Raw genomic sequence first — 25675 nt, forward strand, 5'->3', positions numbered from 1 at the left:
GTGCGTCCTTGTCAGGCCGTTGCGCCTTCGGAGAGCAGCGCTTCCTTGCGCGCCGTCATCGGCTCCTGCAGCGACGAGAGGTCGACATGCTGGCGGATCAGCTTGGGGAAGAGCTCGGTTTCTTCTTCCTCCACGTGGTGCGCGACGTACTCCGCCAGCACGGTGAACTTCGCCTCGAACAAGTCGTCGCCCGCCTGCATGCCCGCGAGCTGCTTGATCAGGTCCTTGGCGGTTGCGTGCTCGACCAGCGCTTCATCGAGGATGTCCTTGAAGGCCTCGCCGCCGTTGTCGCGCACGAACGGGTAGAACAGTTCTTCCTCCAGCTTGGTGTGGACGGTCAACTTTTCACACGCTTCGCGCACGATCTGCTCACCGCTGGGCTTGTCCTTTTCCTGCTGGAACGTCTTGAAGAGTTTCTTCACCTCGCGGTGATCGTCCAGCAGCATCGACAGCACGGCGCGCTGCGCCACAGGAATTTCGGATTTGTTCATGGGGATCTCTCCTGGTTGCCTTGGGGTGGGGTCGCCGTACCGTCGAGCAAGCGCCATGCCGCGGGTCGGGGCGGGAGGGCCCGCAGCGCAGGCAGGTTTCATGCTGACGCCAATGGATGCTCACGGCGGTCGCGCGCACATGCACGGCGCACGGCCGTCGCGCACCGTTGAACCTCAACCCGAACTGATGGAGGGATTTGCTATGGATTACACGACTACTGCCGGTGGCCTGGGCGCAGGGGCCAGCACCACGGCCGGCGTGCGCATGCGCATCATCGGGCGCGCCGATCCGACGTCGCCAGGCCCGGGGCCCGAGCTGATGGCCGCCGGGACGCTGGAAGGCGATCGCGTCGTCAACCTGAATGGGGAAGACCTCGGCAAGATCACCGACATCATGCTCGACGTACAGCGCGGCCGCATTGCGTATGCGGTGATGTCGGTGGGCGGTTTCCTGGGCATTGGCGACAAGCTGTTCGCCGTGCCATGGAGCGCCATGTCGCTCGATGTGGACCGCAAGTGCTTCGTCCTCGATGCCGACAAGGACCGCCTCGACACGGCGCCCGGCTTCGACAAGGATCATTGGCCGACCATGGCCGACGCGACATGGGCGCAGTCGGTGCATGAGTACTACGGCTCCCGCCCGTACTGGGAGGAATATTGACGCGCAGGCACGGGATTCGCGTGCGTGTCGTCAGGACCGCTTGAAAAAGGAGAGCGTTATGGAAGAGGGTAAGAAGGAAAAGAACCCGACTGCACACAAGCGCGAGGACCTCGTCGAAAAGGCTGTGGAAGACACCTTCCCGGCCAGCGACCCGCCCGCCACGGGCGGCATCACGCGCGTGGTCGACAAAGACAAGGGCAAGGACAGCAACGGCACCGCGCGCGACGACCAGCGCGGCCACAACGGCGGCCACCGCTGACCTGCCCTGTTGGCCAGCCGCCCGCATCGCCGCAAGCATGCGGGCGTTTTGCTGCGGCGCACCCTCAACGGTGCGCCAGGATGTTGATCACGTTGCCGAACGGATCGCGGACGAAGAAGCGCCGCACGCCCCACGGCTCATCCGTGAGCGCATACACGACCTGCAGGCCGAGCGCCTGTGCGCGCGCGTGGGCGGCATCCACGTCATCCACTTCCACCGACAGCGCCGGCACGGGCGTGCCGCCACCGCCTTCCGTGGCGATGCTGAGCTGCGGCGGCGCGGCCGCACCGGTGTGGGCATAGGTGACGATCCAGCCGTGATCCATGACAGGGTCGAGCCCCAGGAATTCGGCATAGAACGCACGCGCCAGTGCCGGGTCGGCTGCATGCAGGTTGGGGACGATGCGCTTGACGGCCATGCGGGCTCCTCGTGCAGTGAACGGGTGAGCGCATTGTAGTCAGCGCCCTGGGCCTGTGACGGAGCCGGCGCATGCGGGCGCCACGCACATCACGTAAAGTGGCGGGCACACAAAATGATCGAGACACGCACGCCATGGAATTCCTGCAATCGCCGCTGGCACCCCGCCTGCAAAACGTTGAAACCTCCGCCATCCGCGAGTTGTTCAAGGTGCTCGGCAAGCCGGGCCTGATCTCGTTTGCCGGCGGTTTTCCGGACGCCGCCTTGTTTGACGTGGAAGGCCTGAAGGCCGCCGCCGACAGCGCACTCACCACCGACGCCGCCCGCGCGCTGCAATACGGCGCCACCGAGGGCTTCGAGCCGCTACGTGAGGCCATCGTCACGCTGATGAAGTCGCGGGGCGCCAACGTTGCGAACACCGACATCCTCGTCACCACCGGTTCGCAGCAAGGGCTGGATCTGCTGGGCAAGGTGCTGATCGGCGAGGGCGACACGGTGCTGACCGAGGCGCCCACCTTCCTCGCCGCCATTCAGGCATTCAAGCTGTACGGCGCCAAGGTGGCCGGCGTGCCGACCGATGGCGACGGCCTGGATGTCGACGCGCTGGAAAAGGTGCTTTCGACCGCGCGCCCCAAATTCCTCTACGCGATTCCCAACTTCGGCAACCCGAGCGGCGCGCTGATGAGCCTGGAGCGTCGCAAGCGCCTGCTGGACGTGGCCGTGCGCCACAACCTGCTGATCGTGGAAGACGACCCGTACGGCGACCTGTATTTCGACGCGCCCCCGCCGCCGTCGCTGTACGCGCTGTCGCAGCAGACCGACGGCGCGCAGGGGCGTGTGATCTACCTCGGCAGCCTGTCGAAGGTAGTGGCGCCGGGGCTGCGCGTGGGCTGGATGATCGCCTCGCAGCCGGTGCTGGGCAACGCGGTGATGGTCAAGCAGTTTGCCGATGCGCACACCTCCACGTTTGCACAGGCCACGGCCGCCGCGTACCTGCGCAGCAATCGCCTGGACACGGTGCTGCCGCGCACGCGTGCCGCCTATGCCGAACGCGCCCACGCCATGGCCAACGGCCTGCGTGCGCTGTTGCCCGACACCGAACTGACCTTCAACCGCCCGCGCGGCGGCATGTTCCTGTGGTGCACCTTGCCGGGCCGCAATGCCGGCGATGTGGCCAAGGTGGCCATCGAGCGCGGTGTGGCGTTCGTGCCGGGCGCGGCGTTCTACCCGGTCGACCCGGATCGCTCGACGCTGCGTCTGTCGTACGCCACCTCGTCGCTGGCGCAGGTGGAAGAGGGTGTGCGCAAGCTCGCGCATGCCATCGGCGAGTTCAAGCTGGGCTGACCTCGCCAGGGCAGGCTGCGGTGGCACAGGCACACACCGACGCGCAGCAAGACCCCGCGCTGTTGCGCCGCCTGCTGCGCGCCAAAGACCGCATGGACGCCGCCTCGCACGAGGCATGGCCCGTCAAGCGGCTGGCCGAGGTGAGCGGCGTGTCGGCGGCGCATTTTGCGCGTTCGTTCAAGCAGGCCTTCGGCATTCCGCCGCACCGCTACCTGCTGACGCGCCGCATCGAGCAGGCCACCACCCTGCTGCGCGACACCGACCTGCCCATCATCGAAATCGCCTACGCCACGGGCTGGGAAAGCCTCGGCACCTTCGGCCGCATCTTCCGTGACATCACCGGGCTGAGCCCGAGCGCGCTTCGCCGTCACGCACAGGCCACCGCACCGCTGCAGCAACTCGACCGCGTGCCCGCCTGTGTGCTGAAGGCGGCGCAGCGGCCCGACCTCGTCACAGCAGTTTCGGAGAAGCGCCGCCAGCTGGCAGAGGGTACAAATCCGTCACCCATCAACAACAAGGAGCGGTGATGAGCCAAGGGATCAATGTCGTCGGGCTGTATGTGGACGATCAGGACGCGGCGCTGGCGTTCTATGTCGACAAGCTCGGATTTCGCGTGCATACCGACGTGCGCAACGGCCCGTATCGGTGGCTGACGGTGCAGCATCCGGAGCAGCCGTCGTTTCAGCTCGGCCTGTTCCAGCCGGGCCCGCCCATTCACGACGAAGCCACGGCGCAGACGCTGCGCGCCATGGTCGCCAAGGGCGCGATGCCGCCGCTGGTGCTGACCGTCGCCGATTGCCGCGCCGCCTATGCGCAACTGCGCGAGCGCGGCGTGGAGTTCACGCAGGAGCCGATCGACCGCTTCGGCAGCGTCGACGCCGGCTTTCGTGACCCGGCCGGCAACGGCTGGAAGATGATCCAGGCCGCCGGAGGTGCCCAGTGAGCGCCCGCCACGCAATCCGCCAGTTTCACCGCTGGGTGTCGATGGCGTTCACGCTCACGGTCATCGCCAACTTCGTCGCCCTGGGGCTGGGCAAGGGTGCGCAGCCGCCGGCGTGGATCACCTACGCGCCGCTGCTGCCGCTGGCGCTGCTGCTGTTCACGGGGCTCTATATGTTCGCGCTGCCGTACCTGGATCGGCGTGGCGCGCGGCGCTCGACCGGCGAGCGGGACACGCCCACCGCGGCAGTCTGAGCGCGGCACGCGAGGCTCTGAGGCCCGATTGCGGGGCTCAGACAGTCGAGCGTGAGTGTCCGAGGCTCGTCCACCAGGCTCAACACCCGGAACATGACCGTTCGAGGTCGAAAAAATCGGGCTCAGAGGCCCGAGCGCGAGGGGTCGGAGGCCCGACGCCGAGCCTCTGAGGCCCAAGCGTGGACCTTAAAGCCCGGAGCGTGCGTGTTTGAGGGTCGAGCGCCGGGGTCCAAGCTCGGAGCGCGAGGGTTTGAGGCTCGATCGCCACAGTCGAAGCTCGGAACGCGGGGGGTTGACGTCCGCGCGTCGGGCTCCGGACCCCGCGCGTCGCGTTCCGCGCTCCGGCGTTCAGTGTGCGACCGACGTGGCTGCAGGTTCATCGGCCAGCGCCGCCTCATGTCGGCCGCCCCTGCGCCACAACACCACCGCCACCACGTGGCACGCGGCCGCTGCCCACCCCAGCATGCCCGGCCCGCCATGCGCCAGGGCCAGGGCGCCAACGCTCGACCCCAGCGCGATCCCCACGTACACGGCCGACGCATGCAGCGACAGCGTGATCGGTGACACATCGGGCGCCAGGCGGATCAAGCGCGCCGCCTGCGCCGGGCCGAAGCCCCAGCCGGCCATGCCCCACAGCACGACCGCGCCGATGGCGACCGCGCCGGCCACGGTGCCGTGCAGCACCTGCGCTGACAGCGACAGCACCGAGAACGCCAGCACGATGCCCGCGCTGCTGACCGCCAGCACGCGTGCCACGCCTGCGCGGTCGGTCATGTGGCCGCCCAGGCCCGTGCCGAGCGCCGCAAAGCTGCCGACCAGGAACAGCACGATGCCCACGTGCTGCGGCGCGAAACCCAGCCCCTGAACAAAGAAGGGCGCAACGTAGGTGTAGAACGTAAAGCCGCCTGCGGCCCACAGCGTGGACACCGCCAGCGCGCCCAGCATGCCGGGCCGGCGCGCCACGGAGAGGCGCTGCGCCAGCGTGGTCAAGCTGTGCGGCAGCGCACGCGGCAGGCCGAAGGCCAGGCCCGCCGTGGCCAGCGCCGACAGCACACCGCATGCGATGAACGTCGAGCGCCAGTCGCCCTGCGCCGCAATCCACGCGCCCAGCGGCACGCCGAGCGCCACTGCCACCGTGCCGCCGCCGGTGATGATGGCGAGCGCCGAGCCGCTGCGCGAAGCCGGCACCAGCGAGGTCGCCACCGCATTGGCCGTCGGCAGGAACACGCCGGCCGCCAGCGCCAGCAGCACGCGCGCCGCCATCAACTGCCCAAAGCCGTGCGCGGTGGCCGCCAGCAGGTTGCCCGCCGCAAAGATGGCCAGCGCGCCGATCAGCACGCGTCGGCGGTCGACATTGCCGAGCAGCGTCGCCATCGCCGGCGAGCCCACGGCATACGTGACGGCAAACACGGTAACGAGCTGCCCCGCCGCCGGCACGCTCACACCCAGGTCTGCGGCCAGCACCGGCAGCAGGCCGGCGATCATGAAACCTTCAGTGCCGATGGCGAACGCACCCAGGCACAACCACCACAGCGATGCCGGCATGGTCGGCTCCTGTCAGAAGAGGAAAACGAAGAAGAAAACGGAGAGAGGGCGGAGCGCGGAGGCTCCGCGGGAATCAGCGCGCGGCGGTGCTGGCGGTCTGACCGAACAGCACGCTGCGCTCGTCGTCGGAGATGTCTTCGCGGCGGCGCGAGTAGGCGCGTTCCACCCCGGCATAAGCGCGCTGCGTGGCCGGCCGTGCGCCAACGGCTTCGAACCAGCGCTGCAGGTGCGGGAAGTCGTTTAGGTCCTGACCATGCCCGGCGTGCGGGACGATCCACGGATAGGCCGCGATGTCGGCGATGGTGTAGTCGTTGCCGGCAATGTACGGGCGGTCGGCCAGGCGGCGGTCGAGCACGCCGTACAGGCGGTTGGTCTCTTTGGTGTAGCGGTCGATGGCGTAGGGCACGCGCTCGGGGGCGTACACGTTGAAGTGGCCGATCTGCCCGGCCATCGGGCCCAGGCCGCCCACCTGCCAGAACAGCCACTTGAGCACTTCCATGCGGCCGTGCAGGTCGGTGGGCATCAGATGGCCTGTCTTCTCGGCCAGGTAAAGCAGCATGGCGCCCGATTCGAACAGCACCACCGGCTCGGTCCCCTCGGCCGGGTCGTGATCGACCATGGCCGGGATCTTGTTGTTGGGCGAGATGGCCAGGAACTCGGGCTTGAACTGGTCACCCCGGCTGATATCGACGGGGATGACGCGGTGCGGCAAGCCGGTTTCGGCAAAGAACAGCGCCATCTTCAGGCCGTTGGGCGTGGCGCAGTAGTAGAGGTCGATCATGGCGGGGCCCTCGTGTTCTGTCATGTTGGTGGACAGAGTAGGCGCGCGAGTGGCCTTTTGTAATGTCCAAAAACTGGAATTTTCAGGTGACCACTCAGTGCCCGTGCGGCTGTGCCGGTTCGGCTGTCTCGCAGGAGCGGGCGTACCCTTCCCACGCCGCCGTGCCGCACAGCACGCCCGTCGCCAGCGCAGATACCGCCAGCGCCGGCCATTCGCCCGCCACCATCCAGGCGCCGCCCAGCGCCACCAGACCAACCACATGCGCTGGGCGCAACCGGCCGAAGATCGCCCACTTGAACAGCAGGTTGCCCAGCAGATACAGTGCCGCGCTGCCCAGCACCGCCAGCGCCGTCCCCGCATGGGGGTGGCCCACCGGATGCGCCAGCACGAACTCATCGGCCACCGCCCCGACGATGATGCCGGCCACCAGCACCACGTGGATGTAGGTGTAGGCCAATCGTGCAAGCCGGCCAGGATCGGCCGAATGCGACATGGTGTGCGCGCCGCGCTCGGCAATCGTGTCGAAGTACAGCCACCACATCGCCAGGCTGCCGATGAACGACAGCGCCATCGCCGCGATGTTTTCTGCGGTCCAGTCGAGCCCGGCAAACGTGGAGCCCGTGACCAGCACCGATTCGCCCAGCGCGATGATGATGAACAGCGAGCAGCGCTCGGCCATGTGGCCGCCTTCCACGTTCCAGTCATTGGTGGTGGAGCGGCCCAGGCCCGGCGTGTAGAAGCCCATCGACGGCCCGACCCATTCGATGGCCAGCGCGACGATCCAGCAGGCCCAGCGCACGGAACCGTCCGACAGCCCGCCCGCCAGCCACAGCACCGCAGAGATGCCGAGCCACGTGGCGATGCGCTGGAAGTTGCGCCGCATGGGCAGCGCCTCGCCGCGCACGGCCCACAGGAAGAACACCGTGCGCCCGAACTGCATGAACACATAGGCGAGCGCAAACGCCAGCCCGCGCGAGCCGAAGGCCTGCGGCAGCGATGCCGAGAGCAGCAGCCCGCCCGTCATCAGCACGAGCATCAGCATGCGGATGGCGAGCTTGTCCGGGTCGAGCCAGTTCGTCACCCACGACGTGAAGATCCACACCCACCACACCGCCAGCATCAGCAGCAGCGCCTGCGCGCCGCCTTGCAGCGTGAAGTTGCCGATCAGCAGGTGCGAGAGCTGCGTCACCGCAAACACGAACACCAGATCGAAGAACAGCTCGATGTTGGTGACGCGGTGGTGGCCGTGGGCCCCTTCGGGGGAGGGGCGGAGGTAACTGCGGGGCATCGGGTGTCCTCGGTGCGGCCTTGTGAACGGCGATCAGGCCGACTGCATGCCGAGCGTGAGCGTGCCTGCGCCCACCATCACCGCACCGCCCGTGTAGCCGAAGCGGCGCTGCGCGGCCACGCTGGTCAGACGCTTGGCGAGCAGCTTGGCGGCCAGCGCGTACATCGACGCGTTGGCGGCGGCCAGGATGACGAAGGTCGGCAGCAGGATCACGCTCTGCGACAGGAAGGTCTGCTCGGCCGACATGAACTGCGGCACGAAGGCGACGAAAAAGACGATGCTCTTGGGGTTGAGCGCCGTGACCGTCCAGGCGGACAGGAAGCGGCGGCCGGCGGACTTCTGCTGCACCGGGATGCTGGCTTCGGGCGCATCGTCGCGCAGGCGGCGGGCGCTGAGGATCGACTTGATGCCCAGATAGACGAGGTACGAACCGCCGATGAGCTTGAGCGCCGTGAAGGCCGCTGCCGATGCGGCCAGCAGGGCGCCCGCACCGGCAAGGGACACGGCCATGGCTGTGGTGTCTCCAGCGGCCACGCCGGCAACGGTGCTCCACGCCGAGCGGCCACGGTTGGCCAGCGAATCACCAATCACCAAAAGGATGGTCGGGCCGGGGATGAGCAGGATGATGATGCTGGCGCCGATGAAGGCCAGCCAGGTTTGGAGGGTCATGGGGTGGCTCGCTGTGTTGTTGGGGTGAGGGGAGACAGTTATCCATGAAAAAAATGGGGCGTCAAATGGGGTGGGTGTTTTTTGTTTTTTGTTTTTGGTTTTTGGGTTGGTGGTCCGCCTTCCTTCCGTACCCTGCCGGGCACGACTCACTTTTCTTTGTCTTGCCAAAGAAAAGTAAGCAAAAGAAAGGCGCGCCCGAGATGGCGACTTCCCCTTGGATTTGTGTCGCGGGGAGGGAGGGGAGGCAAACTCGCTGCGCTCAGACAGCCTCCCCTCTTTTTCCTCCCCGCAACAAAAATCCAAGGCGCCATCAAGGGCTCAACGTCAAAAGAGAAAGGCCAACCCATCGCGCGGTTGGCCTTGTCGTTTGGGCTTGCGTTGAGATGGTTTGGCCTTTGACTTTCCTGCCCTTGATGGCGCCTTGAATTTGCGTAAGCGGGCGGAAAAAAGGTGGGGAACTGTCTGAGCGAAGCGAGTTTTCCCCACCTCCGCCCGGTTACGCAAATTCAAGGGATGGGTCGCCATCTCGGGCGCGCATTTCTTTGCTTACTTTCTTTGGGCAAGACCAAAGAAAGTGAGTCAGCCCCGGCAGGGGATGAAACAAGGGATGGACCACCAAGGCAAAAAACAACCCCAAAAAAACCGGCTCCATGTCGTTTCGTGTGGAAAGCAACACTGTCACTGGGGCATCGCCGGCGCGAACGGGCTGGCCGGCAGGTGCTTGAGCTTGGACATGCGCAGGTAGGCGATGGCGATGAAGTTCTGGCTCGTCCTGAAGCCGCGCGCGGCGCGCTTGGCCTGCTGCAGCAGTCCGTTCATCGCCTCGACGAAGGCGTTGCTGCGGTGATCGACCATGCCGCGCACCACCGCGTCGAACCGCTCCTTGAGCGTGGCGGCCAGCTTCTTGAACGGCTCGAGCCGACAGCGCCGCGCCCAGCTCAGCCAGGCCCTGAGGTCGGATGCGGCCTGTTCGATGCTGTTGTGCGCTGTGGCCCGTGCGTACACCGCGCGCAGCGCCATCTTCAGCCGCCACGCCCGCGCGCTCTTGAGCGTCGAGCGCTGCAGCCAGTGCATCGCCTGGAGCTGGCGGGCGCTCCAGCTGCTGGGGTTGCGCCGCATGCCCCACAGCAGCTGCCTGAGCGTCTTGCGGCCGCCAGCGCCCAGCGCGGCTCGCACCGCCTGCGCGTCGGTGGCCATCTCCGCGCGGCGCACCTGGTCCATCGCCTCGATGGCCATCGAGACGACGTGAAAGCGGTCGTAGCTGATCTGCGCCTCGGGCAACGCCAGCGCCACGCCCTTGGCGTAGGCCGCGCTCATGTCCATGCACACGTGCCGCACCTGGGCGGGATCGCCGCCATGGGCCCTCAGATCCTCGGCGAACTCCACCACCGTGCGGTGCTCGCGCCCCTCGGTGGCGAACAGCAGCCGCTTGCGATCCAGGTCGTGCACGACGGTGATGTAGTGCTGCCCGCGCCGCAGGCTGGTCTCGTCGATGCCCACCGTGCGCACGCCGGCGAAGTCTTCCAGCGCACGCGCCTGCGCGACGTAGAACTCGATGCGCCGCCACAGCCGCTTGTCCTTGCAGCGCAGCAACTCGGCGGCCTGGCGCACCGGCAGGTCCAGGCACAAGGTCAGCGCCAGCGCTTCGAACGCCGCGGTGAAGCCCGAGCCCGGACGCGCCCAGGGCACGGCCACCTGCGTGGTCTTGCCGCAGGCACCGCAGGCCACGCGCGGCACGTCGCAGTGCAGCCAGGCCTCGAACTGGAAGAAGTCCAGGTGCCGCCAGGATCGGCGCAGCCGGTCGTGCACCGGTTGCGTGGCCGCACCGCATGCCGGGCAGGCGAGCCTGCTGGTGTGGCAGCCGATCTCGAAGTCGATACGCCGCTTGGCCGTGTCGAGCCTGACGTCATCGACGACCCACGGCGGCTGCAAGCCCAGCGCGCTGGTGAACAGAGCTTCTACGGCAATGCCCATGGACTCATCCTCCTGATCAAACACGCCTCGTGGACATGTGCACAGGCCGGCCAGCGGCCTGCACACATGCCCACCGGGCTCGACGACCAGGAGTCATTGTGACTGTTGGGTTCCACACGAAATGACGAAGAGCCAAAAAACCTACCCATGTCGCCTCGCCGCCAACCCCACCCCACTCACCAACAAAACCCCCGCCGCCACCTCCAACCCATGCGGCAACCGACCCTCATAAACAAACCCATACACCAACGCAAACACCGTCTCAAACACGATCAACTGCCCCGACAGCGTTAACGGCAACTTGCGGCTGGCTGCATTCCACAGGCTGTTCCCGAGCACAGACGCCCCGAGCGCCACGCCCATATTCACCAGCCAGAACATCGCCCACGCCGATGCGGGCTGCGCAGACGCCGTCGCCATGCCGGGCAGCAAGAACGCCGGCACGGCCAGCGCCAGTGACAGCACCCCGGTCGCGACGCCCGTCAACAGCGACCATTCGCGGCTCGTGAACTGCGGCCGCGCGCGCAGGTACCGCGCATTGCACACCGCATACACGGTCCAGCAGGCCAGCGCGCCCGCTGCCATCAACAGCCCGATGAAATAGGTTCTGCCGCTGGCACTCGAATGCACGTCGGGCGCATCGAGGTAAATGCACACCACGCCGGCCACGGCCATCAGCAGCGGCACGGCAAGTTGCCGCAACGGCAGGCTGCCGCGTTCGGCCGCGCCGGCCAGTGTGACCGTCACGGGCAACAGCCCGACGATGAGCGAGACCGGCGCCACGCCCGCGCGCTGCACGCCGCCCGCCACGCACAGGTAGTACAGGATGTTGCCGGGCAGCGATAACAGCAGCAGCGCCGCCCAGTCGCGCCCGGTCGTTTTGCGCCACAGCGTGCGCCACACCGGCAGCGCCAGCGCGAGCGAGAGCACGCCGTACAGCACGTACCGCGCGGCCGACAGCGCCAGCGGTGAAAACTGCGGCAGCATTTTCGGCGCGACGAAGATGACGCCCCACAGCGCGCCGGCCGCGACGCCGTAGCCGATGCCCGTGAGGTGGTCGCGCCGCGCGTCGTGCTGACCGTGATGCAGCTGCGTTGCAGAGGAGGTGTCGCCAACAGCCATGGAGCGCCTGTCCGAAAAGATCAATCGAACCGGCACTCTGCGCGTGCGCGTGCCGCACGTCTTGGCGAAGACGGCTGCGCTTTGGCAAAAACGGAAAGGGCCCGGGCTAGCGGCGCACCGCGGCGGGCGTGATGCCGTGCGTGGCCTTGAGGTGGCGCGTGAGGGCGCTTTGGTCGTAGTAGCCGGTGCGTGCGGCAACCTCGGCGATCGGCAGGGCGGTGCTTTCCAGCAGCGTCAATGCATGCCGCAGCCGTACCGCAGCCAGATGCGCATGCAGCGTGGTGCCGTAGGCGGCACGGAACAGCGTGGCGAGGCGACGCGCACTGACGCCCGCTTCTGCGGCCAGCGCATCGACGGTAAGCGGCTCCGCGTAGCGGTGCTCGATGGCGTGCCAGGCGCGCTCCGCACGCGCATCGGGGCGTGCGCGGATCTGCGTGGATTGATTGGCCGGATGCGCGGCCAGCGTTGCCAGCGCGAGTGACGACCACGCAGTGGCCAGCGCGGCGTCGACGACGGGCGCGTCCTGGAGCCATGTCGTCAGTGCCCGCAGGCCCGGCGTGAGCGGAAAGAACACGCGGTCGGCGAGGCCGCCCAGGCTGGGCGCATCTGCGGTTTGCCCGGGGATGTCGAAGACGATGAAGCGGTTGGCGCCGGTGGCTTCAAACGCGTGCGTGGCGCCCGCCGGAATGAGCGCGGCGTGGTGCATGTCGACACGGCCGCTGCGGCCGTCGACATCCATCTCGAGGATGCCGCGTGCGGGCATCACGACCTGCATGAAGTCGTGCGAGTGCGGGGGCGCGGCGAGGCCGTAAGTGCGGAAGTCCAGCATGGTGCCGCCGAGAATAGCACCGGCACTCGCCCAAAAAAATACCCGGCCACAGATCGTCTGCGCCGGGTCTCGGAACTTTCACGGAAAGAGGCTCCGTGAGAAGAGGAACACGCGCATCGTGCACCGCTTGCATGACAGCGGCATGACGGCGGCATGTCAGCTGCGTCTGCGCCCTCACTCCTCCTGGATCGTCACCTTGTTCGGATAGAACGCCAGATAGCCCGCCACTTCTCGTGCGACGGGCTTGGGCTGTTCGTACGTCCAGACGGCGTTGTCGGCGCGCACATCGCCGGCCACGATCGTGTAGTACGACGCATCGCCCTTGTATGGGCAATGGGTGTGATGCTGCGTGCGCTCCAGCAGGTTCATCTGCACATCGTCGCGCGGGATGTACTGCACCGGCGGGTACGACGCCTCGCGCAGCGTGCGCGCCAGGTGCGTGCTGGCGATGGTGAAGCCGTTGAGCGTCACCGTGACGCGGCGCGGGTTCGACTCGACGGTGATGGGGTGATTCGGATCGATATCGGGCATGCGGCACTCCTGCAGTTGGGCGAGGGAAGACGCTTTCACTGTAGCAAGCGCCGCGCGCGCCTTCTCCTGACTGCCGGCGCCTGCTTACCAGTGCGTTTCCGATTCCGGCGTGGACGAGACGCGGTGGATGGCCAGGTCGGCGCCCATGAATTCGGCCTCGCGGTCCAGCCGCAGCCCGACGAGCTTGCGCAGCGTGCCGTACACCACCGTGCCGCCGATCAGCGCAATGGCGATGCCGCCGGCCGTGCCCGCCACCTGCGCCCAGAACGACACGCCGCCCAGGCCGCCGAGCGCCTTCAAACCGAAGATGCCGGCCGCGATGCCGCCCCAGGCGCCGCACAGGCCGTGCAGCGGCCACACACCGAGCACGTCGTCGATGCGCCAGACGTTCTGCACGCGCGTAAACATCCAGACGAACAGCACGCCTGCAATGCCGCCGACGGCCAGTGCGCCGAGCGGGTGCATCACGTCGGAACCGGCGCACACGGCCACCAGGCCGGCCAGCGGCCCGTTGTACGAAAAGCCCGGGTCGTTCTTGCCCATCCACCACGCGGTGAGCGTGCCGCCCACCATCGCCATCAGCGAGTTGATGGCGACCAGGCCGCTCATCTTGTCGAGCGTCTGCGCGCTCATCACGTTGAAGCCGAACCAGCCGACCGCCAGCACCCAGGCGCCGGCCGCCAGGAACGGGATGTTCGACGGCGGATGCGCGGCGATGCGGCCGTCGTCCTTGTAGCGGCCGTGGCGCGCGCCCAGCAGCAGCACCGCCGGCAGCGCAATCCAGCCGCCCACCGCGTGCACGACCACCGAGCCGGCAAAGTCGTGGAACTCTGCGCCTGTCACGCTCTGCAGCCAGTGCTGGATGCCGAAGCGCTGGTTCCAGGCGATGCCCTCGAAGAACGGGTAGACGAAGCCCACCAGCACGAAGGTCGCCGCCAGTTGCGGCTCGAAGCGCGAACGCTCTGCAATGCCGCCGGAGATGATGGCCGGGATGGCGGCCGCGAAGGTCAGCAGGAAGAAGAACTTCACCAGCTCGTAGCCGTTCTGCTGGGCGAGCACGTCGGCGCCGGTAAAGAAATTGACCCCGTACGCGATCGAATAGCCGATGAAGAAGTACGCGATGGTCGACACGGCAAAGTCGACCAGGATCTTGACCAGTGCATTGACCTGGTTCTTCTTGCGGACGGTGCCCAGCTCAAGGAACGCGAAGCCGGCATGCATGGCCAGCACCATGATCGCGCCCAGCAGGATGAAGAGCGCGTCGCCCCCGGTTTTGATGGAGTTCATTGCGGTTGTCGTGCGGGTTGAGGGTCAGCGTCATCCGGGTGCAGCGTGTGCCCATAAATGACGCAAAAAGCGCCGACAGATGCAAAAGTTGTTCCAACGGTGTGCAAAAAGGTGGCATGGCGCACCAGGGCCGTGCGAAGGACATCGCCTTCGCACTGCTCGCTGCAGGTGGCTCGAAATCGGTGCGTCTCTGCTTTGAATTGGTGCGGCAGGAGGGGGGATGCGCCGTCGTGGTGCGTACGGCGTGGGGGGTGTTACGGCTTGGCGCCTGACACGCTGAACGATGTCGCCACGCCGTTCCACAGCGGCTCGTACCGCAGCCGCACGGCGCTGGCCTGCTCGGGCGACGTGGCGGGAGACTGCATGTGCAGCATCAGCAGCGCGCCGTCGGTCGGCACCATGAAGACGCGGCCGACCAGCGTGTTGCCGGTCGCGCGCGGGGGATGCGGCCCGGGCGATTCGCCGATGTAGCTGGCCCACACGCCGCTGCGCCCGCCGAACGATTGCGTGCCCCAGCCCAGCAGCCGGCAGGGCGCCGCCACTGCTTGCTTGACGGCATCGCGCATCCAGCGCGGTTCGCGGTTGTCGGGCACCGCTTCAAGGTCGCCTTCGGTGGGGCGCACGATCAGTTCCATGCGCGAGAGCCCCGAGCCGCCCTGGTTGGCCCACGCGCCGATCGCCACGCGCGCCGGGTCGGGTTTACGCGGCGGCGTGGGCGGCACGCGTTCCCACGAGAACGGCAGCCGCAGGTTGACGCTCGCGCCGCGCGCGTTCGGCCAGTCAGACAACGTCACGGCCTGCGTAAAGCGGCTGCTCAGCTCTTCGGCGGGCCGGTCGTCGTAGACCACCGCCAGCAGCGTTTGCAGCGTGGCGCGGTCCTGGCTGCCTTGCGCGCGCGCCACCACGCGTTCGGCCAGCGAGTGGGCGGTCTGCGGCGTCTGCGTGGAAATGCCCACGCTCGGCTGGTGGACGTCGAGTGCACGCTCGATCAGCAGTTGGCGCTCGTCGTCGGAGAGCGGAATGCCGGCGATCAGGCGGCGTGTGCGGACCAGCGCCTGCGGGAAGGTGTTGTCGAACTGGGTACGGGCGCGGATCAGCTCTTCACGCTGGCCGGGAAAGCGCTGGATGGCGCGGTCGAGCGCCTGCGATTGCACTGTCAGGAAGCCAAGCACGCTGATCAGCCCCGGGATGGCGCCGGGCGTGTAGTCCCACGCCAGGGCGTGGCCGGACCACGCCAGCAAGGCAATCAGACACCAGCGCATCGTCGTTGCGCGGCTTGGCATTGGACGTTCCCCCTGTGGCCGGACCCGTTTCCGACCAAAAGCCGACTCTAACGAGTTGTATCGATTGTGTGCAAGCTGGGTGTTGCACCGAGATCGGACCGCTCCGGTCGTCCGCGATTTGCGCAAACCGGCCCGGGTGGCGACGTGCCTATTTGCGCGGAGGGCTCAACAGGCCATCGCCCGTGCGGCCCGTTGACGACCGCGCCAACCCCGAAAATACTGTCTGTTCGACCCGCCGACCGGCACGCGTCGCCTTGTGCGCCGTACAACACATCCAGCGCCGGCGCCCCACTTATCGAAGGTGGAGACATGACCGATCTTTCCGCTGCCCGCGCGGCCGATCCCACGCCTGCCAGCGCAGCCGCGCCGGTGCGCAACAAGGTGCGTTTCGTGACGGCCGCATCGTTGTTCGACGGGCATGACGCGTCGATCAACATCATGCGGCGCATCCTGCAGTCGATGGGCTGCGAGGTCATCCACCTCGGGCACAACCGCTCGGTGGACGAGGTGGTCAACGCGGCGCTGCAGGAAGACGTACAGGGCATTGCGGTGTCCAGCTACCAGGGCGGCCACGTCGAATACTTCAAGTACATGATCGACGCACTGCGCGCCCGCGGCGGCGAGCACATCCAGGTGTTCGGTGGCGGCGGCGGGGTGATCGTGCCGGCGGAGATCCGAGAACTGCAGGACTACGGCGTCGCGCGCATCTACAGCCCCGAAGACGGCCAGCGCATGGGCCTGGCCGGCATGATTGCCGACATGGTGCAGCGCTGCGACATCGATCTTTCCGTCTATGCGCCTGCCACGCTGGAGCCCGTCGCCAACGGCGACCGCCGCGCCCTCGCGCAGCTGATCACGGCACTGGAATCGGGCCGCATCGATCCGGCATTGCGCGACGCCGTACGCGCGGCTGCAGCAGCCACGCCGACGCCGGTGGTCGGCATCACGGGCACGGGCGGCGCAGGGAAGTCGTCGCTCACCGACGAGCTGATCCGCCGCTTCCGGCTCGACCAGAAGGACACGCTGCGCATCGCCGTCATCTCGATCGATCCGTCGCGGCGCAAGTCGGGCGGTGCCCTGCTGGGCGACCGCATTCGCATGAACGCGATCAACCATCCGAACATCTTTGTGCGCTCGCTGGCCACGCGCGAGGCGAGTTGCGAGATTTCCGACGCGCTGCCCGATGTGATTGCCGCCTGCCGCGCGGGCGGGTTCGATCTCGTCATCGTCGAGACCTCCGGCATCGGGCAGGGCGACGCGGCCATCGTGCCGCATGTCGATCTGTCGCTGTATGTGATGACGCCCGAGTTTGGCGCCGCCAGCCAGCTGGAGAAGATCGACATGCTCGACTTTGCCGATCTGGTGGCGATCAACAAGTTCGACCGAAAGGGCGCGCAGGACGCCTGGCGCGACGTCGCCAAGCAGGTGCAGCGCAACCGTGAGCAATGGCACGCCCGCCCCGAAGACATGCCGGTGTTCGGCACGCAGGCCTCGCACTTCAACGACGACGGCGTGACGGCGCTGTACCACGCGCTGGCCGATCGGCTGGCCGAGCGCGGCATGGCGCTGTCGAGCCGCACGCTTCCGCGCCCAGCCGGCAAATGCTCCACGAGCCACGACGCCATCGTGCCGCCAGCGCGCGCCCGCTACCTGGCCGAAGTGGCCGACACCGTGCGCGGCTACCACCGCCGCGTCGACGCGCAAAGCCGCCTCGCGCGCGAGCGCCAGCAGTTGCGTGCCAGCCATCGCATGCTGGAGCAAGCGGGCGCCACCGTGCAGACGCTGTCGGCGCTCGACAAGCAGGCGGCCGAGCGCGACGCGCAGCTCGGTGCCGCCGAGCGCAAGCTGCTCGCCATGTGGCCCGACCTGCGCCGCGCGTATTCCGGCGACGAATACGTCGTCAAGATTCGCGACAAGGAAATCCGCACGCAGCTCACGCACACCACGCTCTCGGGCACCACCATCCGCAAGGTCGTGCTGCCGCCGTACGAAGATGACGGCGAAGTGCTGCGCTGGCTGATGCGCGAGAACGTGCCGGGCAGCTTTCCGTACACCGCCGGCGTGTTCGCCTTCAAGCGCGAAAACGAAGACCCGACGCGCATGTTCGCGGGCGAGGGCGATGCCTTCCGCACCAACCGTCGCTTCAAGCTCGTCTCGGAAGGCATGGAGGCCAAGCGGCTCTCCACCGCGTTCGACTCCGTCACGCTCTACGGCGAAGACCCGGCCGTGCGCCCGGACATCTACGGCAAGATCGGGAACTCGGGGGTGTCGATCGCCACGCTTGACGACATGAAGGTGCTGTACGACGGCTTTGACCTCACGAGCCCGAACACGTCGGTGTCCATGACGATCAACGGCCCGGCACCGACGATCCTGGCGATGTTCATGAATACCGCCATCGACCAGAACCTCGACAAATTCCGCGCCGACAATGGGCGAGAGCCGACGCAGGACGAAGAGGCAAAGATTCGCGCGTGGGTGCTGCAGAACGTGCGCGGCACGGTGCAGGCCGACATCCTGAAGGAAGACCAAGGGCAGAACACCTGCATCTTCTCGACGGAGTTTTCGCTCAAGGTGATGGGCGATATCCAGGAATATTTCGTGCACCACCAGGTGCGCAATTTCTACTCGGTGTCGATCTCGGGCTACCACATTGCCGAGGCGGGCGCGAACCCGATCTCGCAACTCGCCTTCACGCTGGCCAACGGTTTCACGTATGTGGAGGCGTACCTCGCGCGCGGCATGCACATCGATGACTTTGCGCCGAACCTGTCGTTCTTCTTCTCCAACGGCATGGACCCGGAATACAGCGTGCTCGGCCGCGTCGCGCGCCGCATCTGGGCGGTCACCCTGCGAGACAAGTACGGCGCGAACGAGCGCAGCCAGAAGCTGAAGTACCACGTGCAGACGTCGGGCCGGTCATTGCACGCGCAGGAGATTGCCTTCAACGATATCCGCACGACGCTGCAGGCGCTGATCGCCATCTACGACAACTGCAACAGCCTGCACACGAATGCCTACGACGAGGCGATCACCACGCCGACGGCCGAATCGGTGCGGCGCGCGCTGGCCATCCAGCTCATCATCAACCGCGAGTGGGGCTTGGCCAAGTGCGAGAACCCGAACCAGGGCAGCTTCATCATCGACGAGCTGACGGACCTCGTGGAAGAGGCCGTGCTGCAGGAGTTCGAACGCATTGCCGAGCGCGGCGGTGTGCTGGGGGCGATGGAAACCGGCTACCAGCGCGGCAAGATCCAGGAAGAGTCGATGCTGTATGAGCAGCGCAAGCACGATGGCTCGCTGCCGATCATCGGTGTGAATACGTTCCGCAACCCCGACGCCGAGAGCGTGGTGCCGCCGCACATCGAACTGGCACGGTCCAGCGAGGAAGAGAAGCAGAGTCAACTCGCGCGCCTGGAAGCGTTTCATGCGCGGCATGCCCGGGAAGCGCCCGCCATGCTGCAGCGCCTGCAGCGCGCGGTGATTGACGATCAGAACGTGTTTGCCGTGCTGATAGATGCGGTGCGCGTCTGCTCGCTCGGGCAGATCACGCATGCGCTGTTCGAGGTGGGCGGGCAGTACCGGCGCAACATGTAGCCCGCACCCCGTTCAAGCGTGCGTGGCGGGCGCAATCCACGCCGGCAGCGCGCCATGCCCGCCGCGCTGGGCATGCCATACCTGGCGCGCGGCTGCTGTCACGCTATCGATCAGCGGTACGGGAACGTGGGCTTGCAGCTTCTGCGCGAGGCCCGCCAGCCCGGCGCCGCCCAGCACGATCGCGTCCACGGGCTGGCGCCGCAGGACGGTCGTGCAGGCGCCGATCAAGATCTGTTCTGCCGCATCCGGCGCGGCGTATAGCGCGGCCCCGTCGAGTTCGACGGTATGGATGTCGCGCACGGTGTGGCCGCCCTCCAGCGTGGGCAGCAAGCGCTCCAGGATCGGACCCCACGCGTGGCCGCCCGTGATGACCGCGCAACTGCCGTACGTTGCCGCTTCCATCAACGCCGCTTCCGCCAGACCGGTGACGGGGCACGGCGCCACCTCGCGCAGCGCGAAGAGCCCCGGGTCGCCAAAGCAGCCGATGATGGCGGCGTCGATGGCAGGCTGCTCCGCCCGCGTCCATGCGTCGAGCGCGGCGTGCGCGGCCACCGCGTAGCCGACTTCGGTGGCGATGTACGGTGCGCCAAACCGCGCGGTGACGGATTCCACAACAACATCGCTGGGCAATGCGGCCTGCACGAAGCGTGTGATGGTCTGTGTGAGCGCGCTTGTGGTGTTCGGGTTGATCAACAGCAGCCGGCGCGGGCGGGAGGATTCGGTAGCGTTGGTCATTGGCACGCGTTCAGTCGACACGCCCGGCACTCTGGCGGCGGCGCAGTCGAACAATGACCAGCATCGTGAGCCCCATCACCACGAACGACACCACGGTGGTGAGCGTGCCCAGCGCGTAGATGGACGGCGTCGTGACGGTGGTGGTCAACCCTTGCAGCTCGAGCGGCAGCGTGTTGACATCGCCAATCGCCTGCGAGGTGCGCGCGATCTCGTCCCAGCTCAGCGTGAAACCGAACATGCCCACGCCGATGAGCGACGGCGCAATCAGCGGCAGTACGACGTGGCGGAAGGTCTGCCACGGCGTGGCGCCCAGGTCGCGCGCGGCTTCTTCGTAGGCCGGGTTGAAGCGGTTGAAGACGGCGAACATGATGAGCAGGCCGAACGGCAGCGTCCACGTGAGGTGCGCACCGAGGGCGGAGGTCCACAGGCCGAGCGACGATCCAAAGCTGTCGGCCTGATCGCTCATGCCCAACGCGGTGAGCAGCGCCTTGAGGCCCGAGTCGATCAGCCGGAACTGCAGGCCGATGCCGAGCGACACCACGATGGACGGCATGATCAGGCTGGCCACCGTCACATAGAACAGCACACCGCCGCCGCGCAGCCGCTTGCGAAACGCCAGCGCGGCCAGCAGCGAGAGCCCCATGGTCAGCGCCATCACCACCGCGCCGAGTGCGAGCGAGCGCCGGAACGCCGCGCCGATATCCACCACGCCCAGCCCCTCGGCCAGCTGGCGATACCAGTGCAGCGACAGCCCGTTCATCGGGAACGTCAGCCCGCCGTCCGGGCCCTGGAAGCTGAGTGCGAAGATCGTCAGCATCGGCCCGTACAGGAACAGCACAAACAGCGCGAAGAGGCATGCCAGCGGCCAGAAGCCGGGGGCGCGTGGTTCACGAAAGCGCGCTTGCATGTCAAAGCTCCTTGCGGATGTCGACCACGCGGGTCAGACCCCAGATGATCATCAGCACCGTCAGCAGCAGCACCACGGCGTTGGCGGCCGCCAGCGGAAATTGCAGGTACGACGTCTGCACCTGGATCATCTTGCCGACCGAGGCAATCTGCTGGCCGCCCATCACACCCACGGTGACGAAATCGCCCATCACGATGGTCAGGATGAAGATGGAGCCGATCAGGATGCCGCTGCGCGACAGCGGCACGATCACATGCCAGAGCGTCTGCCACGCGGTGGCGCCCGCATCGCGCGCGGCTTCGAGCAACGCGCGGTCGATGCGCATCATCGAATTGAAGATCGGCACGATCATGAACATGGTGTAGAGGTGCACGTACGCGAGCAGCACCGAGAAGTTCGAATACAGCAGCCAGTCCTGCGGCTGATCGATCAGGTGCATGGCCTGCAGCGTCTGGTTGACGAGGCCGTTGCGGCCCAGAAGCGGAATCCACGAAATCATGCGGATCACGTTGGACGTCCAGAACGGCACGGTGCAGATCACGAACAGCAGCGTCTACACGGCAGCCGAGCGCACGTGGAACGCGAGGAAGTACGCCAGCGCAAAACCCAGCACCAGCGTGAGCACCCAGGTGCCCAGCGCAAAGCGCAGCGTCGACAGATACGTCGACGCGGTCACGCACAGATCGCCGTATTCATTGAGGTGGCCGCAGCCTTCCCACAGCTTGGCGTAGTTGCGCAAGGTGAAGGTCGGCAGCAGCGCGTACTCGTTGAAATCCCAGAAGCTGACCATCGCGACCAGCCCCAGCGGGATGAGGAAGAACACCACGAACACCGCCGCAAACGGCAGCGCCTGCAAGCCCGGACCGACCGGGCGCCGGGCGGCAGCGGGTGCGTCGTTGGCCGGCGCCGACGCTGCCGACGGTTCGGACGATGTGGACGGTGCTGTGGTCGTCATGATCAGGCGGCGACGAACTCGTTCCACTTGCGGACCATGTACTCGTTCTCGTCCATGACCGCGTTCCAGCAGGCGATGCCGCCCATGCGCTGTTCGTAGCTGCCGCCGTCGCGCACGCTGCCGGCCTTGGCGAGCACATCGCCGTGCGGGCTCTTGATGTCTTTGGCGGCGGGCTTGCCTTCCATCCAGTAGGCCCACTCGTACGGCTCCATCTTGGCCTTGGCTGTTTCGAGCACGGCGCTGTAGTAGCCCTGGCGGTTCAGGTACGCACCGGCCCAGCCGTCGAGGAACCAGTTGATGAATTCATACGCCGCGTCGAGCTTCTTGCCCGACACCGTCTTCGGAATGCCAAAGCCGGCAGCCCACGCGCGATAGCCTTCCTTCAGCGGCTGGAACGTGCAGTCGATGCCCTTGCTGCGCACGGCCGTCACCGCCGGGCTCCACATCGACTGGATCACCACCTCGCCCGAAGACATCAGGTTCACGCTTTCGTTGAAGTCCTTCCACAGCGCGCGGAACTGGCCGGCCTTCTTGGCTTCGATCAGCGTCTTGATGGTCAGGTCGATTTCGGCGCGGGTCATGTTGCCCTTGTCGGCGTACTTGTGCAGGCCCTTGGCTTCCACCACCATCGCCGCGTCCATGATGCCGATCGACGGAATGTTCAGGATCGACGCACGCCCCTTGAATTCCGGGTTCAGCAGCTCGGCCCACGAGTTGATGGGGCGCTTGATGAGATCGGGGCGAATGCCCAGCGTGTCCGCGTTGTACACGGTCGGGATCAGCGTCATGAACTGCGTGGGCGAGGTCGCGAACGTGGTCGCATTGGGGCCCGGCAGGTACATGACCTTCTTGGGCGCGGTGCCCTGGTCGCCCACCTTCTTGCCGGCCACCTCGCCCTTGGTGAACAGCGACGTGATCTTGTCGGCGTTCTTGATGCGCCGCGCGTCGATGCCCAGCAGGTTGCCGGTCGGCACGATCTTCTTGAGCGAGAAGTACTCCGTGTCGATCAGGTCGAAGCTGCTCGGCGCGGTCACGGCGCGCTTGGTGATCTCATCGGTGGTGACGGCCACGTACTGCACGCGGATGCCGGTGTCGGCTTCGAATTTTTCGGCGATCAGCTTGTCCTGGTTGACCGCCGTGCCGAGGTAGCGCAGCGTCAGCTTTTCTTGCGCGTGGATCGCGGGTACGACGCCGGTGGCCAGGATGGCGGCCATGCCCTTGAGTGCGGTGCGGCGGCCGGCCTTGAAGTCGTTGGAATCGTCAGACATGTTGCAACCCCTGATGTGAAGGTGAAGGCAGCGCCTGAAGCCGTCAGGCTGCGGATTGGAATGTCGGGTCTCGGGTGTCAGGCGGCGGAGCCGGCCGGCAGACGGTGCGCCTGCGCGGCATCCCACGAAGCCCAGATGGGTTGATGCAGGGCCAGGCGTGGGATGGCGGCGTCGGTCTCGGGCAGGCTCACCGTTACGCGTTGCGAGGGCGAGAGCGCCACGCCTTCCACGCTCACCAGCACGTGCGTGCCCTGGTATTCGATGTCGCAGATGCGGCCTTGCACGCGCGGGCGGTCGCCGGCGGTGGCCTCATCGGCGTGCAGGGCCATGCGGTCGATGCGCACCGCCACGGGCCCATGCGCGTCTTCCAGCAGGTTGTGTCCGCCGATGAAGGTGGCAACAAACGCGCTGGCCGGCTGGTTGTAGATCTCGCGCGGGCTGCCGGCCTGTTCGATGCGGCCGTGGTTCATCACCACCATCTGGTCGGCCAGCGCCATCGCTTCTTCCTGCGAGTGCGTGACATGCACGAAGGTCAAGCCCAGCTCCTGCTGCCAGCGCCGCAGCTCGGCGCGCATCTGCGTGCGCAGGAACGGGTCGAGCGCAGAGAGGGGTTCGTCCAGCAGCAGCACGCGCGGCTCCATGATCAGCGCACGTGCCAGCGCCACGCGTTGCTGCTGGCCGCCCGACAACTCGCCCGGCCGACGCTGCGCCAGGTGGCCCATCGCCACGCGCTCGAGCAACGCCTGCGCGCGTTGGCGGCGCTCGCGTGTGTTGATGCCGCGCATCTTCAGGCTGAAGGCCACGTTGTCGAGCGCGCTCAAATGCGGAAACAGCGCGTAGCTCTGGAACATCATGGCCGTGCCGCGCGACGCCGCGGGCAGGTTGGTGATGTTGCGGTGGCCCAGCAGGATGTCGCCGTCACTCACATGCTCGTGGCCGGCAATCATGCGCAGCGTTGACGATTTGCCGCAGCCCGACGGGCCCAGTAGGCAGCAGTAGCTGCCGGCGGGCACGCGCAGGTTGATGGCATCGACCGCCACGGCGTCTTGCGCGTAACGCTTGGTCAGCGCAACGAGTTCGAGGGAGTCGGCAGCGGGAGCAGCGACGGCAGCGGGAGCGGTGGGGGCGCGGGTCATGTCGGGTTGGTGCAATAGGTATGCCTGTCTGCGCGCGGCAATTTCACGGCGCGCGGGCCGGGCATGCGTCGTTCTGGTGCGTATGGCCGCATCTGCGGGCAGCCGCGCCACATACCGGGGCAGGTGGCGCGACCGGCTTCGCGCGGGTCAGAAGGTGTGACGCACGCCCAGCGCCACCGAGGTCTGGCTTGTGCCCGGCACACCGCCGCCGATGGCGCCCGACGTGGTGTTGACCAGCGCTTCCGTCGCGCTCGACGAGTTTTTCAGATACGCCACGTTGGCCACCAGCGTGGTGCGCTTCGACAGGCTGTACAGCCCCAGCAGCCGGTAGACCATCGAGCTGTTCGACAGCGTCGTGTTACGGCGGTACAGCACATCGGCCGAGCCGGTAAAGGCCGTGGTGAAGGCGTAGTCGACGCCGCCTTCCACGGCGTAGGCCTTGCGCGCCGACATGCTGGGAATCGACTGGAACGCGCCCGTGCCGCCCACATCGGCGCGCGCCGCGCCCAGCCGCAGCTTGGTCGCGCCAATTGTGTAGCTGCCGCCCACGGTGATCAGCTTGTAGAGCGAGCCGGTGCCGCTGCCATCGCGCTCCTGGTCGTAGCTGGCGGCCAGGTACAGCGGGCCGGCGCTATAGCGCCCCGCCAGGTTGAACAGCGAACCCTGCGAGATCGAGCCCGCAGCTTCGCCAAAGCCGTACATCGCGCCGAACTGCGCCCCGCCCAGGTCGGGCGACACGTACTTGACCGTGTTGTTGTAGATCTCGCTGACGGCGTCGAACTCGCTGAACTTGAAGATCGAGCCCGAGTTGTAGCCGCCCTTGAAGACGCTGCCCACCAGCCAGTCGTCGTTGAAGTTCCATTGCTTGCCGGCCGTGAGCGTGCCCGACGACGAACTCAGCCCGACATACGAATTGCGCGAGAACAGCGTCCCGTTGGACGACATGCGCCCGTTGCTCGGGTTGAAACCCGCCTGCAGGTTGGACAGCGCCTTCAGGCCGCCACCGAGGTCTTCCTTGCCGCTCAGGCCGAAGTTGGACACACCGAGGATGCTGTCCGACACGCCGGTCAGGCTTTGCGAGCCGTTGCCGGCATGGTTGGTCCAGCTCACGCCGGTATCGATGACGCCCGACAGCGTCACGCTCGACTGCGCCGCAGCGACGCCAGACAGTCCGAATGCCAGGGCGGCAGCGCCCAGCTTGGTGGTGGTGCTCATGACAGGTGATCCCCCTAAATGAATTGGCGCGACCGCGTGGCCGCCCCCGGCATTGCGTTCTATGTTGAGTACAAGCTTCGTTTGGATTGTGCACAATCACGGAGGTCCTCTATGCAGTAACCGTGCCATGCAAAATCCCAGGTTTTCGCCTGCTTCTGGTGCAAAACCGTGTGGGAGGCGGGGAGAT

Annotated in this window: 24 protein-coding genes and 1 pseudogene; 7 read left to right on the forward strand and 18 right to left on the reverse strand. The window is 66.8% G+C overall.

The genetic code is table 11. The features are described from left to right. Positions 1-11: 11 nt before the first annotated feature. Positions 12-491 (reverse strand): hemerythrin domain-containing protein, encoded by a 480-nt coding sequence (locus tag TK49_RS04100; RefSeq protein ID WP_045785562.1) that lies wholly within the window; start codon positions 489-491, stop codon positions 12-14. 265 nt (positions 492-756) lie between these two features. Here TK49_RS04100 and TK49_RS04105 point away from each other — a divergent pair, with 265 nt between their 5' ends. Then, positions 757-1152 carry a PRC-barrel domain-containing protein gene (locus TK49_RS04105; protein WP_233902665.1) on the forward strand — a complete coding sequence of 132 codons (396 nt, stop codon included), beginning with the start codon at positions 757-759 and terminating at the stop codon, positions 1150-1152. A 58-nt stretch (positions 1153-1210) separates the two neighbouring features. Next, positions 1211-1411, forward strand: coding sequence for a hypothetical protein (locus TK49_RS04110; RefSeq protein ID WP_045785564.1), 201 nt, complete (start codon positions 1211-1213; stop codon positions 1409-1411). Between the two features lie 64 nt (positions 1412-1475). On the opposite strand, the gene TK49_RS04115 is transcribed toward TK49_RS04110, so the two are convergent. Next, positions 1476-1829 carry a glyoxalase superfamily protein gene (locus TK49_RS04115; RefSeq protein ID WP_045785565.1) on the reverse strand — a complete coding sequence of 118 codons (354 nt, stop codon included), beginning with the start codon at positions 1827-1829 and terminating at the stop codon, positions 1476-1478. A gap of 134 nt (positions 1830-1963) precedes the next feature. Here TK49_RS04115 and TK49_RS04120 point away from each other — a divergent pair, with 134 nt between their 5' ends. From TK49_RS04120 to TK49_RS04135, 4 genes are read left to right on the forward strand one after another with little or no spacing between them, the layout of a single operon-like run. Continuing rightward, on the forward strand, positions 1964-3172 hold the full coding sequence (locus tag TK49_RS04120; RefSeq protein WP_045785566.1) for an aminotransferase-like domain-containing protein: 1209 nt from the start codon (positions 1964-1966) through the stop codon (positions 3170-3172). A 20-nt stretch (positions 3173-3192) separates the two neighbouring features. Continuing rightward, positions 3193-3699: a helix-turn-helix domain-containing protein gene (locus TK49_RS04125; protein WP_045785567.1), complete on the forward strand. Its 507-nt coding sequence runs from the start codon at positions 3193-3195 to the stop codon at positions 3697-3699. Beyond that, positions 3699-4115 (forward strand): VOC family protein, encoded by a 417-nt coding sequence (locus TK49_RS04130; RefSeq protein ID WP_004633594.1) that lies wholly within the window; start codon positions 3699-3701, stop codon positions 4113-4115. Before TK49_RS04125 ends, TK49_RS04130 begins: the two co-directional genes overlap by 1 nt. Then, positions 4112-4366, forward strand: coding sequence for a hypothetical protein (locus TK49_RS04135; protein ID WP_045785568.1), 255 nt, complete (start codon positions 4112-4114; stop codon positions 4364-4366). Before TK49_RS04130 ends, TK49_RS04135 begins: the two co-directional genes overlap by 4 nt. A gap of 348 nt (positions 4367-4714) precedes the next feature. On the opposite strand, the gene TK49_RS04140 is transcribed toward TK49_RS04135, so the two are convergent. The 10 genes from TK49_RS04140 to TK49_RS04185 all read right to left on the reverse strand — a co-directional run bounded on the left by TK49_RS04140 (position 4715) and on the right by TK49_RS04185 (position 15675). Next, entirely contained in the window at positions 4715-5911 is a 1197-nt protein-coding gene (locus TK49_RS04140; RefSeq protein WP_045785569.1) for an MFS transporter, read from the reverse strand. 73 nt (positions 5912-5984) lie between these two features. After that, positions 5985-6692, reverse strand: coding sequence for a glutathione binding-like protein (locus TK49_RS04145; RefSeq protein ID WP_045787741.1), 708 nt, complete (start codon positions 6690-6692; stop codon positions 5985-5987). Between the two features lie 94 nt (positions 6693-6786). Next, positions 6787-7980: a low temperature requirement protein A gene (locus TK49_RS04150; protein ID WP_045785570.1), complete on the reverse strand. Its 1194-nt coding sequence runs from the start codon at positions 7978-7980 to the stop codon at positions 6787-6789. A 33-nt stretch (positions 7981-8013) separates the two neighbouring features. Further along, entirely contained in the window at positions 8014-8649 is a 636-nt protein-coding gene (locus TK49_RS04155; RefSeq protein ID WP_027678504.1) for a LysE family translocator, read from the reverse strand. Positions 8650-9327: 678 nt separating this feature from the next. Further along, positions 9328-10623 carry an ISL3 family transposase gene (locus TK49_RS04160; protein WP_045785571.1) on the reverse strand — a complete coding sequence of 432 codons (1296 nt, stop codon included), beginning with the start codon at positions 10621-10623 and terminating at the stop codon, positions 9328-9330. A gap of 141 nt (positions 10624-10764) precedes the next feature. Then, positions 10765-11745 carry a DMT family transporter gene (locus TK49_RS04165; RefSeq protein ID WP_045785572.1) on the reverse strand — a complete coding sequence of 327 codons (981 nt, stop codon included), beginning with the start codon at positions 11743-11745 and terminating at the stop codon, positions 10765-10767. 106 nt (positions 11746-11851) lie between these two features. Continuing rightward, positions 11852-12574, reverse strand: a complete 723-nt coding sequence (locus TK49_RS04170; protein ID WP_045785573.1) for an AraC family transcriptional regulator — start codon at positions 12572-12574, stop codon at positions 11852-11854. A gap of 174 nt (positions 12575-12748) precedes the next feature. Then, the gene (locus TK49_RS04175) at positions 12749-13105 is read right to left on the reverse strand and encodes a DUF427 domain-containing protein (protein ID WP_012760922.1); all 357 of its coding nucleotides are present in this window, start codon (positions 13103-13105) and stop codon (positions 12749-12751) included. Positions 13106-13189: 84 nt separating this feature from the next. Beyond that, positions 13190-14392, reverse strand: a complete 1203-nt coding sequence (locus TK49_RS04180) for an ammonium transporter (protein ID WP_027678482.1) — start codon at positions 14390-14392, stop codon at positions 13190-13192. A 254-nt stretch (positions 14393-14646) separates the two neighbouring features. Next, positions 14647-15675, reverse strand: coding sequence for a hypothetical protein (locus tag TK49_RS04185; protein ID WP_045785574.1), 1029 nt, complete (start codon positions 15673-15675; stop codon positions 14647-14649). Positions 15676-15984: 309 nt separating this feature from the next. Between TK49_RS04185 and icmF the strand changes: the two genes are divergently transcribed. After that, on the forward strand, positions 15985-19272 hold the full coding sequence (icmF, locus tag TK49_RS04190; protein ID WP_045785575.1) for a fused isobutyryl-CoA mutase/GTPase IcmF: 3288 nt from the start codon (positions 15985-15987) through the stop codon (positions 19270-19272). Positions 19273-19284: 12 nt separating this feature from the next. Here the strand turns inward: icmF and TK49_RS04195 are convergent, their stop codons facing one another. The 6 genes and pseudogenes from TK49_RS04195 to TK49_RS04220 form a co-directional block, all read right to left on the reverse strand. Beyond that, positions 19285-20007 carry an aspartate/glutamate racemase family protein gene (locus tag TK49_RS04195; RefSeq protein ID WP_045785576.1) on the reverse strand — a complete coding sequence of 241 codons (723 nt, stop codon included), beginning with the start codon at positions 20005-20007 and terminating at the stop codon, positions 19285-19287. A gap of 10 nt (positions 20008-20017) precedes the next feature. Further along, on the reverse strand, positions 20018-20914 hold the full coding sequence (locus tag TK49_RS04200) for an ABC transporter permease (RefSeq protein ID WP_045785577.1): 897 nt from the start codon (positions 20912-20914) through the stop codon (positions 20018-20020). Position 20915: 1 nt separating this feature from the next. Next, positions 20916-21869 (reverse strand): annotated as a pseudogene (locus tag TK49_RS04205) (ABC transporter permease). Between the two features lie 2 nt (positions 21870-21871). After that, positions 21872-23137 carry an ABC transporter substrate-binding protein gene (locus tag TK49_RS04210; RefSeq protein WP_045785578.1) on the reverse strand — a complete coding sequence of 422 codons (1266 nt, stop codon included), beginning with the start codon at positions 23135-23137 and terminating at the stop codon, positions 21872-21874. A 77-nt stretch (positions 23138-23214) separates the two neighbouring features. After that, entirely contained in the window at positions 23215-24273 is a 1059-nt protein-coding gene (locus TK49_RS04215) for an ABC transporter ATP-binding protein (protein ID WP_045785579.1), read from the reverse strand. A gap of 147 nt (positions 24274-24420) precedes the next feature. After that, the gene (locus TK49_RS04220; RefSeq protein WP_045785580.1) at positions 24421-25488 is read right to left on the reverse strand and encodes a porin; all 1068 of its coding nucleotides are present in this window, start codon (positions 25486-25488) and stop codon (positions 24421-24423) included. Positions 25489-25675 lie beyond the last annotated feature (187 nt).

Origin of the sequence: Ralstonia mannitolilytica (assembly GCF_000954135.1) — a bacterium.
GTDB classification, from domain to species: domain Bacteria; phylum Pseudomonadota; class Gammaproteobacteria; order Burkholderiales; family Burkholderiaceae; genus Ralstonia; species Ralstonia mannitolilytica.